We start from the raw sequence: 13,282 nt of genomic DNA, 5'->3' as shown, positions 1-13,282 counted from the left end.
CAGCCCCTGCCGCCGCTGGGCCGGGGGAAATCCGCTTCACCCGCCCAACGGCCCGCCGCCCGGTATCTGGCACCTATTTGGCACCGCGCACGCGCGGCCTTATTCCGGGGCCCATGCAGGACGCGACCGACGCCCAACTCGCCGCCCAGTACGAGGCGCTTCCCTATCCCGCCCGCGACCCGCGGGACGAGGCGAAGCGGCTGATCATCGGCAGCCCGTCGCATCTGCTGGAGGTGGACCACTGGATCTTCGGGGCGCGGCGGCCGGCTTCGCAGCCGCTGCGGGCGCTGGTGGCCGGGGGCGGGACCGGGGATGGGGCAATCATGCTGGCGCAGCAGATGGCCTGGGCCGGACGGGCGGGGGAGGTGGTGTGGCTGGACCGGTCCGGCGCCGCGCGGAAGGTCGCGGAGGCGCGGGCGGCGGCGCGGGGGCTGACGAATATCCGCTTCGTCGAGGGCTCCATCATGGAGCTGCCGGAGCTGGGGCTGTTCGACTACGTCGATTGCTGCGGGGTTCTGCACCATCTGCCCGACCCGGCGACAGGGCTGCGGAACCTGGGCCGGGTGGTGGCGCCGGGCGGCGGCATGGGGATCATGGTCTATGCGCCGCATGGGCGGACGGGCGTGTACATGCTGCAGGACGCGCTGCGCATGATCGCGCCGGCGGCCGAGGCGCCGGCGGCGCGGGTGGACATCGCCAAGCGGGTGATGCGGCATCTGCCGGAGACGGCCTGGCTGCGGAAGAACCCCTGGATCACGGACCATCTGCCGCTGCCGCAGGGCGGAGGGGATAGCGGGCTTTATGACCTGCTGCTGAACCCGCGCGACGTGTCCTTTACCGTGCCGCAGCTGGATGCGCTGGTGCGGGGGGCGGGGATGCGGATCGCCTGTCTGGTGGAGCCGGTGCGCTACGACCCCGATCCGCTGCTGCCGGACCCGAGGCTGCGGGCGCGGACCGCCGCGATGGGCATGATCGAGCGGGCGGCGCTGGCGGAGGCGCTGGCGGGGAATATGGGCATCCACATCGCCTATCTGGCGCGGGGGGAGGACCCGGAGGTGAAGCCGGACTGGGAGGACCGTTCCGCCGTGCCGGTGCTGCGGAGCGGGGATAGCGCGAGCTGGGCCAAGGGCATTCGGGGCGGCGCCCTGCCGGTGACCTTCGACGGGCTGCGGGTGATGCTGCCGGTGCCGCCGCTGGCGGGGGCGATCCTGTCACGGATCGACGGCAAGCGGAGCCTGGCCGAAGTGGCGCGGGCGGTGGAAGCGGGGGGTGCTTCCCCCGCGCAGGTGGCGCGCGACATGGCGGCGCTGCGGGGGGCAATGGAGCCGATGAACCGGCTGCTGCTGGCCGCGCCATCCCCGGGGCCCCGACCGGCGTGAACGCCCCGCATGGTTCCGGCGCCGGGGCGCGGCCCGCCATCGTGATCTTCGGGGCGGCGGTGCGGCCCGATGGGCGGCCGAGCGAGACGATGCGGCGGCGCGTGGCGGCGGCGGTGGAGCTTGGCGAGCGGCTGGGCGGCGAGGCGCTGTTCGTGCCGACTGGTGGGGAGGGGCTGCATGGGGCCGCGGAATCCGCCGTGATGGCGAAGCTGCTGCGGGACTGGGGAATCGACCCGGCGCGCATCATGGAGGAGCCGACGGGAACGGATACGCTGTCCTCCGCCCGGGCCGTCGCGGCGCTGCTGCGGGGCTGGGAGGGGCCGGTGCATCCGGTTTCGTCCGGCTACCACTTGCGGCGCTGTGCGGTGCTGCTGCGGCTGATGGGCCTGCGCGTGGCGCCCGGCCAGGCCGCGCGGGCCGGCCCCGGCTTCAGCGAATGGCGCTGGCGCCTGCGCGAGCTGCCTGCGCTGCCCTATGACGCCGCCCTGGCCGCCTGGCACCGCCTACGCGGCCACTAACCGGTCGTGGAGTCCGGGGGCCGCGTGCGGCCCCCGGCGGAGGGTTCGGGAGGCAAAGCCTCCCGGGGTGTCAGCGCCTCAGCGCTCCTCTTCGTCGCGGTCCGGGCTGTCGACGCCGATTTCCTCGGCCAGGTCCTCGTCCGCGTCGTCCAGGTCGTCCGCGTCATCCGCCACTTCGGCATCCGCGTCGTCGACCTCGGCCTCCACCTCGTCGGCATCCACCCCTTCCACGGCGGCGACGCGCTTGCGGGGCTTCTCCTCCGGCAGGGCGGCGGCGACGCGGCGGGCGCGGGGCTGTTCGGCCGGCTGTTCCGTGCTGCACTTGGGGCAGACGGCGGGATTCTTGGTCAGGTCGTAGAAGCGGGCACCGCAGGCGACGCAGGTCCGCTTGAGGCCGAGTTCGGCAAGGGCCATCAGGGAAGCCTCGGATGGGTCCGCCGGGGCGGCAGACCGGGGGTGTTCGGAAGGGCGGCGCGGATTGCCATGGGGGCCGGGGCGTGTCAAACGCCCGGGTCATCGTCCCCAGTCAGTAAGTGCCGCCGATGCCAGACCAACTCACGCATACGGCAGGGGGCCCGATGCGGGCCTCGGCCCCCCGGAAGGGGCTGCAGGGGCGCCTCACGGTTCCCGGCGACAAGTCCGTCTCCCACCGGGCGCTGATGTTCGGCGCGCTGGCCGTGGGCACCACCGAGATCACCGGGCTGCTGGAGGGGGAGGACGTGCTCCGCACCGCCGCCGCCATGCGCGCGCTGGGCGCCGAGGTGGAGCGGGTGGGCGAGGGGCATTGGCGCGTGGCCGGACGCGGCGTGGGCGGGCTGGTGGAGCCGGCCGATGTGCTGGACATGGGCAATTCGGGCACCGCCGCGCGGCTGATCTGCGGGCTGCTGGCCGGGCATCCGGTATTTGCCGTGCTGACGGGGGATGCGTCCCTGCGGAAGCGGCCGATGAAGCGGGTGACGGATCCGCTTTCGGCTTCGGGCGCGCGGTTCACGGGGCGCTCGGGCGGGCGGCTGCCGCTGGCGGTGGAGGGTGCGACCGATCCGCTGCCGCTGGATTACGAGGTGCCGGTGCCGTCCGCGCAGGTGAAGTCGGCCGTGCTGCTGGCCGGGCTTTGCGCGCGGGGCACGACGCGGGTGGTGGAGCGCGAGGCGACGCGCGACCACACCGAGAACATGCTGCGGCATTTCGGGGCGACGGTGCGGGTGCAGGCGGATGGGAACCGCCGGGTGATCGAGCTGGACGGGCAGCCGGAGCTGCGGGCCGCGCCGGTGGTGGTGCCGGCCGATCCGTCCTCGGCGGCCTTTCCGCTGGTGGCGGCGCTGCTGGTGCCGGGGTCTTCCGTGACGGTGGAGGGGGTGGGGCTGAATCCGCTCCGCGCCGGGCTGTTCGGGACGCTGCTGGAAATGGGCGCGCGGCTCACCGTTTCGAACGAGCGGGTCGAGGGCGGGGAGAAGGTGGGGGACCTGACCGCCGAGTTCTCCGAGTTGCGGGCGGTGGATGTTCCCGCGGAGCGGGCGCCCTCGATGATCGATGAGTATCCGGTGCTGGCGGTCGCTGCCGCCTTTGCGCGCGGGACGACGCGGCTGCGGGGGTTGGCGGAGCTGCGGGTGAAGGAGAGCGACCGGCTGGCGGCGACGCTGGCGCTGCTTTCCGTGAATGGCGTGCAGGCGGTGGTGGAGGGGGACGACCTTTTCGTCACCGGCACCGGGGCGGCGGCGCCGGGTGGCGGGGTGGTGGAGACGCATATGGATCATCGGCTGGCCATGTCGGCGCTGGTGATGGGCATGGCGTCCGAGAAGCCGGTGGAGGTGGATGATGCCGCCTTCATCGAGACCTCCTTCCCCGGCTTCGTCCCGATGATGAACCGGATCGCGGGCGGGGCGGCCATCGTGCCGGCGGCGGCTTGAGCGGGACGGTGCCGGACGGGGCATCTCCGGAAGGGATGACGGCGCCTGTGGTGATCGCGGTGGACGGGCCGGCCGCGGCGGGCAAGGGGACGCTGGCGCGGCGGCTCGCGGCGGAGCTGGGGCTGCCTTACCTGGATACGGGGCTCCTCTACCGGGCGGTGGCGCGGCGGGTGCTGCTTTCGGGCGGAATGCCCACCGATCCGGCAGCGGCCGAGGCGGCGGCTCGGGGGCTGGAGCCCGAGGACCTGCAGCGGGGTGACCTTCGCGGGCCGGATGTGGACCAGGGCGCGAGCCAGGTGGCCGCCCAGCCGGCGGTGCGGGCGGCGCTGCTGGAGTTCCAGCGCAGCTTCGCCGCGCGGAACGGGGCGGTGATGGATGGGCGCGACATCGGCACGGTGGTCTGCCCCGAGGCGCGGGTGAAGCTGTTCGTGACGGCCTCGGCGGAGGCGCGGGCGCATCGGCGCTGGCTGGAGCGGCAGGGGCGGGGCGAGGCGGTGCCGCTGTCCGAGGTGGCGGCCGAGATGGCAGTGCGGGATGCGCGGGACGCGGCGCGGGACGTGGCGCCGATGGGGGCGGCCAAGGATGCGGTGGTGCTGGATACGACCGCTCTGGATGCCGAGGGGGCGTTCCAGGAAGCCTGGGTGATGGTGCAGGGGCGGCTGGCCGGGTGAAAGCAGGGGCAAGGCCTCTGCGCGGGATTTCCTTGCATTCCAGCCTTCAAACGCGGTAAAGGGTAATGGCAGCCGGGTGCCTCGTGCCCCCGGCGCGTGCTCGTTTTCCCATCCTGGGAGTTCGGGCGTATTCCCAACCGGCCCGGCATTCGGGCAAGACGTGTCATCCCGGCCGACCCAAAGCGGTGGCCAGACGGGACGGGGCGCAGGACCCCGGCGAGCGCTTGGCGCCGCCATCCAGGAACACATCGCTACATGGCATCTGCCACCACCCTCGACCGGCCGGGTGCCGGCGGCGAGGACTTCGCCTCCATGCTCGACGAGACGCTCGGGGCCGATACCGGCTTCGCGGGCTCCGTCGTCACGGGCAAGGTGATCCGCATTGATGACGACGTCGCTGTCGTCGATGTCGGCCTCAAGAGCGAGGGGCGCGTGCCCCTGCGCGAATTCGCTGCCCCCGGCCAGAAGGCTGAGGTGAAGCCGGGCGACCTCATCGAGCTCTTTGTCGAGCGTTATGAGGACCGTGACGGCTCGATCGTCCTGTCGCGCGAGAAGGCGCGGCGCGAGGAGGCCTGGACGAGCCTCGAGAAGCAGTTCCAGGCGCAGGTGCGCGTGAATGGCGTGATCTTCGGGCGCGTGAAGGGCGGCTTCACCGTCGACCTTGGCGGCGCCGTGGCCTTCCTTCCCGGTTCCCAGGTCGATATCCGCCCCGTGCGCGACGTTGGCCCGCTGATGGGTTCGCCGCAGCCCTTCCAGATCCTCAAGATGGACCGCGCCCGCGGGAACATCGTGGTGTCGCGCCGCGCTGTGCTCGAGGAGACCCGTGCGGAGCAGCGTTCCGAGCTGATCCAGGGCCTCAAGGAAGGCATGGTGCTCGACGGCGTGGTGAAGAACATCACCGACTACGGCGCCTTCGTGGACCTGGGTGGCGTGGATGGCCTGCTGCATGTCACCGACATCGCGTGGCGCCGCATCAACCACCCGAGCGAGGCCCTGACCATCGGCCAGCCGGTGAAGGTGCAGGTGATCCGCTTCAACTCGGAGACGCAGCGCATCAGCCTTGGCATGAAGCAGCTGATGTCCGATCCGTGGGAGGGCGTGGCCGCCAAGTACCCGGTGCAGGGCAAGTTCTCGGGCCGCGTGACGAACATCACCGACTACGGCGCCTTCGTGGAGCTGGAGCCGGGCGTCGAGGGCCTCGTGCACGTGTCCGAGATGTCCTGGACGAAGAAGAACGTCCATCCGGGCAAGATCGTCGCCACTTCGCAGGAAGTGGAGGTGGTCATCCTCGATGTGGACGAGCCGAAGCGCCGCATCTCGCTGGGCCTCAAGCAGGCGCAGGGCAACCCGTGGGAGGTGTTCATGGACGCCAACCCGCCGGGCACCATCGTCGAAGGCGAGATCCGCAACATCACCGAGTTCGGGCTGTTCGTCGGCCTGGCCCCGGAGATCGACGGCATGGTCCACATGTCCGACCTGTCCTGGGACCTTACCCCCGAGCAGGCGATGGCGAACTACAACAAGGGCGACATGGTTAAGGCCAAGGTCCTTGATATCGACATCGAGAAGGAGCGCATCTCGCTTGGCATCAAGCAGCTCGAGGCCGATCCGGCCGCCGAGGTGCTGGACAAGGTGCGCAAGGGCGACGTGGTCACCTGCATCGTGACCAAGGTCGAGGCCAACGGCATCGAGGTGAAGGTCGACGAGGTCCTCACGGGCTTCATCCGCCGCGCCGAGCTTGCGCGCGACCGTGGCGACCAGCGCCCCGACAAGTTCGCCATTGGCGAGAAGGTCGATGCGAAGGTGACGGCCGTGGATCGCGCTGCCCGCCGCCTGGCCCTGACCATCAAGGGCAAGGAGATCGAGGAGGAGCGCGAGGCTGTTAAGGAGTTCGGCACCACCGACAGCGGTGCCTCGCTCGGCGACATCCTCGGCGCGGCCATCCGCCGCCGGAACCTCGCTTCCGACGAGTGATCGGGCCGGGGCTTTTGCCCCGACCGGACAGAAGGAGGGTCGTCCCGCGAGGGGCGGCCCTTTTTCGTTAGGGGGTGCGGGTTTCCCTGGGGCGCAGGACCCAGATGCGGCCAGTTTCGCGCATCTTCCCGGCGGCAATGCCGGCTTCGTCGCCCCAGCCCCAGAACAGGTCCGCTCGCGCCGGGCCGCGGATGGCGCCGCCGGTGTCGCCGGCGATGACCAGGCGTTCGAGCCTTTTTCCAGTCAGCGGGTGGCGGGTGGCGATCCAGACAGGGGAGCCGAGGGGCGTGTGGGTGCGGTCCACCGCGACGGAGCGGCCGGGGGTGAGGGGGGCGCCGAGGGTGCCGGCCGGGCCGCCTTCGGGGGGCAGGTCGTCGCGCCAGCGGAAAAAGACCCAGGAGGGGTTGGCGTTCATCAGGGATCGCGCCTCGCCAGGCGGGGCCTCGTGCAGCCAGGTGCGGATGGACTGCATGGAGACATCTTCCCGCGCCATGGCGCCGCGTTCGATCAGGAGGCGCCCGACGGGGATATAGGGGTGCTGGTTCTTGCCAGCATAGCCGAGGCGGCGGGTGCTTCCATCGGGATAGACGCCGCGGCCGGAGCCCTGGATCTGCAGGAAGAAAGCATCGACCGGATCGGCCCATGCCAGGATTTCGCCGGGCCATTCGCCGCGCGCGACGGCGGCCTCGATTCCCGCGCGGTCGAGGTCCGGGGCGCCGGGGGCGGCGGCCAGGAGGGGGGCGGCGAAGCCGGGGGCGGGGGTGGCGGATATCCGCAGGACCGGTTCGTAATAGCCGGTGATCAGCCCTTCCCCGGCGGGGACGGGCTCAAAATGGGTGGTGATGAAGGCGCGGGCGGCGCGCTCGTCTCCGGCGGGCAGGCGCGTGGCGGCGGCGCAGGCGGCGGAGAGGGGGCCGGGATCGGCCATGGCGGCGCAGCCGGCCTGGAAGGCTGGGATGGCTTTCGACATGCGGTCGCGGTCCCAGCCGGGGATTCCGCATGCGGAGAGCGACAGCAGGGCAAGCAGAGGAAGGCGCCGGCTCCAGGCCCTGGCTGGGGACCCGGGGTCGGCGCCCTTGGTGGGACGGCTCAAGCGGAGCGGGTGCCGACGAGCTTCCAGGTCGGGTCGGAGTTCCGCACGTCGCGCTGGAAGGTCCAGATGTCGGTCAGTTCGGTCACGGCATCGGCGCCGGCCACGGGCTTGCCGGTGGCGTCCGTGGTCAGGTTCACCTGGTCGGAGACGAAGCGGACCGTCACCTCGGCGATGGTGCCGCGCAGGTCGGCGCCGTCGATCGAGGCGTCGCGGATTTCGCGGATTTCGGTGCGCTGCACCTCGCCCTTCTTCTCGCGCTCGGTGATCGCGCCCTCGAAGCCGGCATAGGTCTCTTCCGACAGGAGGTCCCGCAGGAGCTGGCGATTTCCGGCAGCGAAGCCTTCCACGATCATGCGGAAGGCGCCCTCGGCCCCGGCCAGGAAGCCGGCGGGGTCGAAGCTCGGGTCGGCGGCGCGGATGCGGGCCAGGGCCTGGCCCACCGGGCCGCGCGCATCGGGTACGCCGCGCAGCGGCTGGGCCGGCGCCACAATCGGCTCGGCACCGGTAGGCGCGGTGGGGACGGGGGCGCGCTCCGCCGGCGGGCGTTCGAAGCCCGTGCGGCGTCCCAGCACGCTGCGCAGGCGCAGCACCAGGAAGGCTGCCACCATCCCGAACAGGATCAGATCAATCGGGAAGCCGCCGCCCTGCATCATATTCTCCTCATGACATAACAGTTAGGCGCGAGGTGGCTCCGCCGCAACAGGCTCATCCATTGTGTGACCGCTATGCGACCGCTACCTGCACGCCCAGACATGCGAACTCAGAACCTGCGCGCTCGGACCGGAGAAACTGCCCATGATCCTGCTGCGACACGGCCAGAGCGAGTTCAACCTGCACTTCACCGTTACCCGGAAGGACCCCGGGATCGAGGATCCGAAGCTCACCCCGCTGGGCCATGAGCAGGCTGAGGCCGCGGCCGAGGCGCTGGAGCGGGAAGATGTGCGCCGCATCCTGGCCAGCCCCTATACCCGCGCCCTGCAGACCGCCGCCCCCCTGGCCCGGCGCCTGGGGCTTCCCGTGCATGTGCAGCCGCTGGTGCGGGAACGATTCGCCTTCGCCTGCGATGTCGGCTCCCCGCGCGATGCGCTGGCGGAGGCCTGGCCGGAGCATGACTTCGCGCATCTGGACGCCATCTGGTGGCCCGAGCAGGAGGAGCCGGGCGATTCCGTGCTGTCCCGTGCGAAGCTGTTCCGCCACGAGATGCGGGAGCGGCCGGACTGGGCACATACGGTGGTGGTCTGCCACTGGGGCTTCATCCTGGCGATGACCGGCCAGTCGCTGATGAACGGGCAATGGGTGCGGATCGACCCGACCGAGGACGGGCCGGAGAGCGTTTGCTGGCATCACGGCTGACCGGGCCCGGGATTCCTCCCGGGCGGCGGCCGTCATGCCATTGGTCACGACACCGGCTGCGGCTTCTCCGCGAAGGGGCTGAGGCCGAGCCATTGCTGCATGGCCCGCGCGATCCGCGGATCGCCCAGCAATTCGAGGCGGCCCGCCTCGACCTCCCGCCCGACAGTGGAGAGGCCCATCCAGATGGTGGTCATGCTCCGCAGGGAGCCGGTGACGAACAGGTCGACCTCGAAGCCGGGATCGAAGCCGCAGAGGTCCACCACGCCCTGGTCCACCACCAGCCACCAGTTGCGCCGGCTTTCCGGAAGTTCGGGGTACTGAAAATGAATCGTGCAGCGCTTCGGCGGGAGCGGCCTGGGGTCCAGGTTGCGCCGCATGTCCCACATGAGCAGCGAGGGATCGAGATTCTTCAGCGAAAGCTGTGAATCCACCCAGCGCTGGCCCCAATACCCCATGCCGAGGACGATGCCGCGCAGGTCCTTCCCCGCCGGCGAGAGGCGGTATTCCACCACGCCGCGGTCATTCGGGCGCGCTTCGACCACGCCGGCATGCTCCAGCTCCTTCAGCCGCTTGGACAGGAGGGCGGGGGACATGCGCGGCACGCCGCGGCGCAGGTCGTTGAAGCGGGTGCTGCCGGTGAGAAGCTCCCGGACCAGAAGGATGGTCCATCGCGAGCAGAGGATCTCGGATGCCATCGCGACCGGGCAGAACTGGCCGTAGCTGGCTTGGCCTTCCATGGAGCCCTCCGGTGACCGGGCCGGGGCGGTTCCCCGCTCCCGCGTCTCATTCGCCGCGCTCCATTCTAGGGCAGTCCGGCCGCGCCATGGTACAGTTCCGGCCGAGTACAATGCCGCCCCGGTACAGTTCCTATACTAGCGTACGCGGCAGGTTTTCCTTGACCATCTCCGGACACCCGAGAAACGAGGGAGATCAGCGTCATGAGTGTCGCAGCCACGGCCGAGATTGGGGTGCTGGGTTCCGCCGCCGGCACGATCGAGGAGCGGGCAAGGCGCCTCGTTCCGCATCTGGCGGAGCGCGCGGCGGAGTTCGACGAGCGCGACCGCTTCGTCGGGGACAACTACGCGCTGCTGAAGGAGGCGGGGCTGGTCGAGGCCGGCGTTCCCGAGGAGATGGGCGGCGGCGGGGCCGGAATCCGCGAGCTGGCGGGGATGCTTCGCGTGCTGGCGCATGGATGCGGCTCCACGGCGCTGGCCTTTTCGATGCACACGCATCAGGTGGCGGTGCCGGCCTGGCGCTGGCGCCACCAGAATGCCCAGCCGGCCGAGGCGCTGCTGCGCCGCGTTGCGAAGGAGCGGATCATCCTGCTGTCCAGCGGCGGCTCGGACTGGATCGGCGGCTCGGGGGAGGCGCGGCGGGTGGAGGGCGGCTACCGCGTCTTCGGCCGCAAGTGCTTCTCCTCCGGCTCGCTGGCGGGTGACGTGCTGATGACCGGCGCGGTCCTGCACGAGGAGGACGGCGACAGCGTGATCCATTTCGGGGCGCCCATGGGCGCCCCGGAGATCCGCATCGAGGACAACTGGCGGGCGCTGGGCATGCGGGGCACGGGGTCCAACGACATCGTGCTCGACGGGCTGTTCGTGGCCGACGGCCAGGTGGCCTTCCGGCGCAAGGCGGGCGAGTGGCATCCGGTGTTCCAGATCATCGCCACCACGGCCTTCCCGCTGATCTATGCCGTCTATCTCGGCGTGGCGGAACGGGCGCGGGAGGTGGCGCTCGGGCTCGCGCGGCCCCGGCGGGCCAACGACGACCTGCTCAGCCTGGCCGGGCAGATGGAGACGGCGCTGAGGGCGGCCCGGCTGGCCCATGGCTGGATGCTGCAGGCGGCGGAGCGCAACGCCCCCTCCGAGGAGAGCGTGAATGACGTCATGATGGGTCGCTCGCTGGTGGCGGAGCATGCGATCCGGGCGGTGGAGCTGGCGATGGAGCTGGCCGGGGGGGGTGCCTTCCAGCGGAAGCATGGGCTGGAGCGCCTGTTTCGCGATGTCCAGGGCGCGCGCTTCCATCCGCTCCAGGCCGGGCCGCAGTCGCGCTATGCCGGTGCGATGGCGCTGGGGCTTCCGGTGTCGCGGATTTTCTGAACAGCGCTTTGGCAGGGCGGGCGTTGCACAGGGGCGGGTATCCGGGGACGGGGTTCGGCGGCCAACCCGCCTGACATCCCGCCCCGGTGCGTGCTACCCCGCCGCGCCAACCGCGATCCAAGGCCCAAGAACCCATGTCCGACTTGCCGCCGCCCGCCAACATGCCGCCGAATGGTGCCCCGAACGGCCAGCCCCCGGGTCCGCTCGTGGTGAACTTGCAATATGTGAAGGACCTTTCCTTCGAAGTCCCGGGGGCCCCCGAGATCTACACCTCCATGCGCGAGCAGCCGCGGATCGACGTGGCGCTGGATGTCCAGGCGCGCGCGCTGCAGCAGGGCGGCAATGTCTTCGAGGTGACGCTGCAGATCCGCTGCGAGGCCAAGACCACCGAGAATGTGACGGCCTTCATCGTGGAGCTGGCCTATTCGGGCATCTTCACGGTCAATGTGCAGCCGGACGTGCTCGAGCCTGTGCTGCTGGTCGAGTGCCCACGGCTGCTCTTCCCCTTCGCACGCAACATTCTTTCCGACGTGACGCGCGACGGCGGCTTCATGCCGGTGGCGCTGACGCCGATCGACTTCGTGGCGCTGTGGCAGTCCCGGCGGGGGCAGGGCGGGGCGCCTGAGGGGACGATGCTGTCCTGAGGGTTGCCACTGGGGAAGGCTCTGCCTTCCCCAGACCCCTTTCGCCAGGAACCTGAGGTTCCTGGACCTCCCGTCTGTTCAGCGGAGCAGGGTTCCGTGCTGGCGGAGGAAGCCCAGGAGGGGGAGCAGGGGCAGGCCCAGGATGGCGGCCTGCTCGCCCTCGACCTTGTCGAAGAGGTGGATGCCGGGGCCTTCCAGGCGGTAGGCGCCGACGGTTGTCGTCACCTGCTCTCCCTCCAGCGCGAGATAGGCGTCGAGGAAGGCGTCTGAGACCGGACGCATGGTCAGTCGCGGGGTGGCGACATGCTGCCAGATGCGCTGGCCGCCCCGCCAGCACAGCACGGCGGTGACCAGCTGGTGGGTCTTTCCGCGCAGCGCCTCCAGGTGGCGGCGCGCGTCCTCGATGCTTTCCGGCTTATCGAACCAGCGGTCCTCTAGCACCAGCATCTGGTCGCAGCCGATCACCAGCGCTTCCGGCCGGCGGGCGGCGATGCGGCGGGCCTTGGCCTCGGCGAGCATCATCGCGGCATCGGCGGCGGGGTAGCCCTCGGCGCGCGCGCTTTCCTTGATGGCGGCTTCGTCAACGGCGGCGGCGATGGCCTCGAAGCGCAGGCCGGCGGCTTCCAGCACGGCGCGGCGGGCGGTTGAGGCGCTGGCGAGGATGAGGGGCGGGTCGGAGGTTTGCAGGGCGCTCATCGTGCCGGCGGGCCCTGGTTGGCGCCGTGGGGCGTTCCGGGCGGGGCCGAGCGGGCGTGCCAGGCTTCCATGAGCTGGAGCACGGTGGCGGCGGTTTCCTCGATGCTGCGGCGGGTGACGTCGATCACCGGCCAGCCGCGGGAGGTGCAAAGGCGGCGGGCGGAGAGGATTTCGGCCTTCACCGCATCCGGGTCCACGTAATCCGTCGCGTCCTGGCGTACGCCGCCGTGGCCGATCAGCTTCAGCCGGTGGCGGCGGATTTCCAGCAGCGCGTTCACGTCGATCGTCAGGCCAATGACGGGGCAGGGCGGTTTGTCGAGCTCGGGCGGTAGGGCGGCGCCGGGGACGATAGGGACATTGGCGGCCTTGATGCCGCGATTGGCCAGGTAGAAGCAGGTGGGTGTCTTGCTGCTGCGGGAGACGCCAACGAGGCAGGCATCGGCTTCCGAGATGCCGGCGGTGCCCTGCCCGTCGTCATGGGCCAGGACGTAGTGCATGGCGTCGATCCGGCGGAAATAATCGGCGTCCAGCACATGCTGGGCGGCGCGCTTCTCCTTCGCGGCCTCGCCGATGGCGGCCTGCAGCAGGTCCAGCGTCTGGTCGAGGACCGAGAGGCTAGTGACGCCGAGGCGCCCGCAGAATTCCTCAATGCTGTGGCGGAGCGACTTGTCGGCCAGGGTGAAGAGGACCGGGCCGGGCTCCGCCTGGATGCCTTCCAGCACCTGTTCCAGCTGGAACCGGGAGCGGACGAGGAACCATCGGTGCTGGATGACATGCGGGTCCTCGAAGCGCGCGAGGGTGGCGCGCGCCATCGAGTTCAGCGTTTCCCCCGTGCTGTCGGAGACAAGGTGGAGATTGGTGGTGCGTGGCATCGGGGGGAGCCTAGCCCAAGGGGCCTGTCGTGGGGATGGGTTCTGGGGATGGGGCCGGTATGGCGCGATTGGCCTG

Annotated in this window: 14 protein-coding genes; 8 read left to right on the top strand and 6 right to left on the bottom strand. The window is 70.8% G+C overall.

Annotated features, from left to right (window positions below; genetic code table 11):
* The first annotated feature begins 113 nt into the window (after positions 1–113).
* Positions 114–1,379 (top strand): class I SAM-dependent methyltransferase, encoded by a 1,266-nt coding sequence (locus GSE44_RS05595; RefSeq protein WP_159347813.1) that lies wholly within the window; start codon positions 114–116, stop codon positions 1,377–1,379.
* Positions 1,376–1,897, top strand: a complete 522-nt coding sequence (locus GSE44_RS05590; RefSeq protein WP_201305943.1) for a YdcF family protein — start codon at positions 1,376–1,378, stop codon at positions 1,895–1,897. Before GSE44_RS05595 ends, GSE44_RS05590 begins: the two co-directional genes overlap by 4 nt.
* A gap of 78 nt (positions 1,898–1,975) precedes the next feature.
* Here GSE44_RS05590 and GSE44_RS05585 read toward each other — a convergent pair whose 3' ends face one another.
* Positions 1,976–2,311: a TIGR02300 family protein gene (locus GSE44_RS05585; RefSeq protein ID WP_159347812.1), complete on the bottom strand. Its 336-nt coding sequence runs from the start codon at positions 2,309–2,311 to the stop codon at positions 1,976–1,978.
* Between the two features lie 128 nt (positions 2,312–2,439).
* On the opposite strand from GSE44_RS05585, the gene aroA reads away from it, so the two are divergent.
* From aroA to rpsA, 3 genes are all read left to right on the top strand, one after another.
* Positions 2,440–3,804 carry a 3-phosphoshikimate 1-carboxyvinyltransferase gene (gene aroA, locus GSE44_RS05580; protein WP_408015091.1) on the top strand — a complete coding sequence of 455 codons (1,365 nt, stop codon included), beginning with the start codon at positions 2,440–2,442 and terminating at the stop codon, positions 3,802–3,804.
* 35 nt (positions 3,805–3,839) lie between these two features.
* Positions 3,840–4,475 carry a (d)CMP kinase gene (locus GSE44_RS05575; protein WP_159347811.1) on the top strand — a complete coding sequence of 212 codons (636 nt, stop codon included), beginning with the start codon at positions 3,840–3,842 and terminating at the stop codon, positions 4,473–4,475.
* A 255-nt stretch (positions 4,476–4,730) separates the two neighbouring features.
* Positions 4,731–6,449, top strand: coding sequence for a 30S ribosomal protein S1 (gene rpsA, locus GSE44_RS05570; protein ID WP_159347810.1), 1,719 nt, complete (start codon positions 4,731–4,733; stop codon positions 6,447–6,449).
* A 67-nt stretch (positions 6,450–6,516) separates the two neighbouring features.
* On the opposite strand, the gene mltA is transcribed toward rpsA, so the two are convergent.
* Both mltA and GSE44_RS05560 read right to left on the bottom strand, forming a co-directional pair.
* Positions 6,517–7,419: a murein transglycosylase A gene (gene mltA, locus GSE44_RS05565; RefSeq protein ID WP_159347809.1), complete on the bottom strand. Its 903-nt coding sequence runs from the start codon at positions 7,417–7,419 to the stop codon at positions 6,517–6,519.
* Between the two features lie 119 nt (positions 7,420–7,538).
* A complete protein-coding gene (locus GSE44_RS05560; RefSeq protein WP_159347808.1) occupies positions 7,539–8,192 on the bottom strand; it encodes a Tim44/TimA family putative adaptor protein in 654 nt (217 codons plus the stop codon).
* A 145-nt stretch (positions 8,193–8,337) separates the two neighbouring features.
* Here GSE44_RS05560 and GSE44_RS05555 point away from each other — a divergent pair, with 145 nt between their 5' ends.
* On the top strand, positions 8,338–8,895 hold the full coding sequence (locus tag GSE44_RS05555; RefSeq protein WP_159347807.1) for a histidine phosphatase family protein: 558 nt from the start codon (positions 8,338–8,340) through the stop codon (positions 8,893–8,895).
* 44 nt (positions 8,896–8,939) lie between these two features.
* Here GSE44_RS05555 and GSE44_RS05550 read toward each other — a convergent pair whose 3' ends face one another.
* Positions 8,940–9,632: a winged helix-turn-helix transcriptional regulator gene (locus GSE44_RS05550; RefSeq protein ID WP_201305942.1), complete on the bottom strand. Its 693-nt coding sequence runs from the start codon at positions 9,630–9,632 to the stop codon at positions 8,940–8,942.
* Between the two features lie 201 nt (positions 9,633–9,833).
* Between GSE44_RS05550 and GSE44_RS05545 the strand changes: the two genes are divergently transcribed.
* Together GSE44_RS05545 and secB are read left to right on the top strand one after the other, a co-directional pair.
* Positions 9,834–10,994 (top strand): acyl-CoA dehydrogenase family protein, encoded by a 1,161-nt coding sequence (locus GSE44_RS05545; protein ID WP_159347806.1) that lies wholly within the window; start codon positions 9,834–9,836, stop codon positions 10,992–10,994.
* A 134-nt stretch (positions 10,995–11,128) separates the two neighbouring features.
* Positions 11,129–11,638: a protein-export chaperone SecB gene (gene secB, locus GSE44_RS05540; RefSeq protein ID WP_159347805.1), complete on the top strand. Its 510-nt coding sequence runs from the start codon at positions 11,129–11,131 to the stop codon at positions 11,636–11,638.
* A gap of 78 nt (positions 11,639–11,716) precedes the next feature.
* On the opposite strand, the gene GSE44_RS05535 is transcribed toward secB, so the two are convergent.
* Positions 11,717–12,334, bottom strand: coding sequence for a Maf family nucleotide pyrophosphatase (locus tag GSE44_RS05535; RefSeq protein WP_159347804.1), 618 nt, complete (start codon positions 12,332–12,334; stop codon positions 11,717–11,719).
* Positions 12,331–13,206, bottom strand: a complete 876-nt coding sequence (locus GSE44_RS05530) for a pyruvate, water dikinase regulatory protein (RefSeq protein WP_159347803.1) — start codon at positions 13,204–13,206, stop codon at positions 12,331–12,333. The genes GSE44_RS05535 and GSE44_RS05530 overlap by 4 nt, the downstream gene beginning before the upstream one ends.
* Positions 13,207–13,282: the final 76 nt, after the last annotated feature.

The sequence above is a fragment of the Muricoccus harenae genome (assembly GCF_009848505.1).
Taxonomy (GTDB): domain Bacteria; phylum Pseudomonadota; class Alphaproteobacteria; order Acetobacterales; family Acetobacteraceae; genus Roseomonas; species Roseomonas harenae.
This window is presented reverse-complemented; position numbering and strand designations above follow the sequence as displayed.

Bases quoted from the DNA above. Each gene is read 5' to 3' on its own strand.
- mltA (WP_159347809.1), bottom strand. From the start codon at position 7,419: ATGTCGAAAGCCATCCCAGCCTTCCAGGCCGGCTGCGCCGCCATGGCC.
- GSE44_RS05545 (WP_159347806.1), top strand. From the start codon at position 9,834: ATGAGTGTCGCAGCCACGGCCGAGATTGGGGTGCTGGGTTCCGCCGCC.
- GSE44_RS05530 (WP_159347803.1), bottom strand. From the start codon at position 13,206: ATGCCACGCACCACCAATCTCCACCTTGTCTCCGACAGCACGGGGGAA.
- secB (WP_159347805.1), top strand. From the start codon at position 11,129: ATGTCCGACTTGCCGCCGCCCGCCAACATGCCGCCGAATGGTGCCCCG.
- GSE44_RS05575 (WP_159347811.1), top strand. From the start codon at position 3,840: ATGACGGCGCCTGTGGTGATCGCGGTGGACGGGCCGGCCGCGGCGGGC.
- GSE44_RS05595 (WP_159347813.1), top strand. From the start codon at position 114: ATGCAGGACGCGACCGACGCCCAACTCGCCGCCCAGTACGAGGCGCTT.
- GSE44_RS05555 (WP_159347807.1), top strand. From the start codon at position 8,338: ATGATCCTGCTGCGACACGGCCAGAGCGAGTTCAACCTGCACTTCACC.
- GSE44_RS05550 (WP_201305942.1), bottom strand. From the start codon at position 9,632: ATGGAAGGCCAAGCCAGCTACGGCCAGTTCTGCCCGGTCGCGATGGCA.
- GSE44_RS05535 (WP_159347804.1), bottom strand. From the start codon at position 12,334: ATGAGCGCCCTGCAAACCTCCGACCCGCCCCTCATCCTCGCCAGCGCC.
- rpsA (WP_159347810.1), top strand. From the start codon at position 4,731: ATGGCATCTGCCACCACCCTCGACCGGCCGGGTGCCGGCGGCGAGGAC.
- GSE44_RS05585 (WP_159347812.1), bottom strand. From the start codon at position 2,311: ATGGCCCTTGCCGAACTCGGCCTCAAGCGGACCTGCGTCGCCTGCGGT.
- GSE44_RS05560 (WP_159347808.1), bottom strand. From the start codon at position 8,192: ATGCAGGGCGGCGGCTTCCCGATTGATCTGATCCTGTTCGGGATGGTG.
- aroA (WP_408015091.1), top strand. From the start codon at position 2,440: ATGCCAGACCAACTCACGCATACGGCAGGGGGCCCGATGCGGGCCTCG.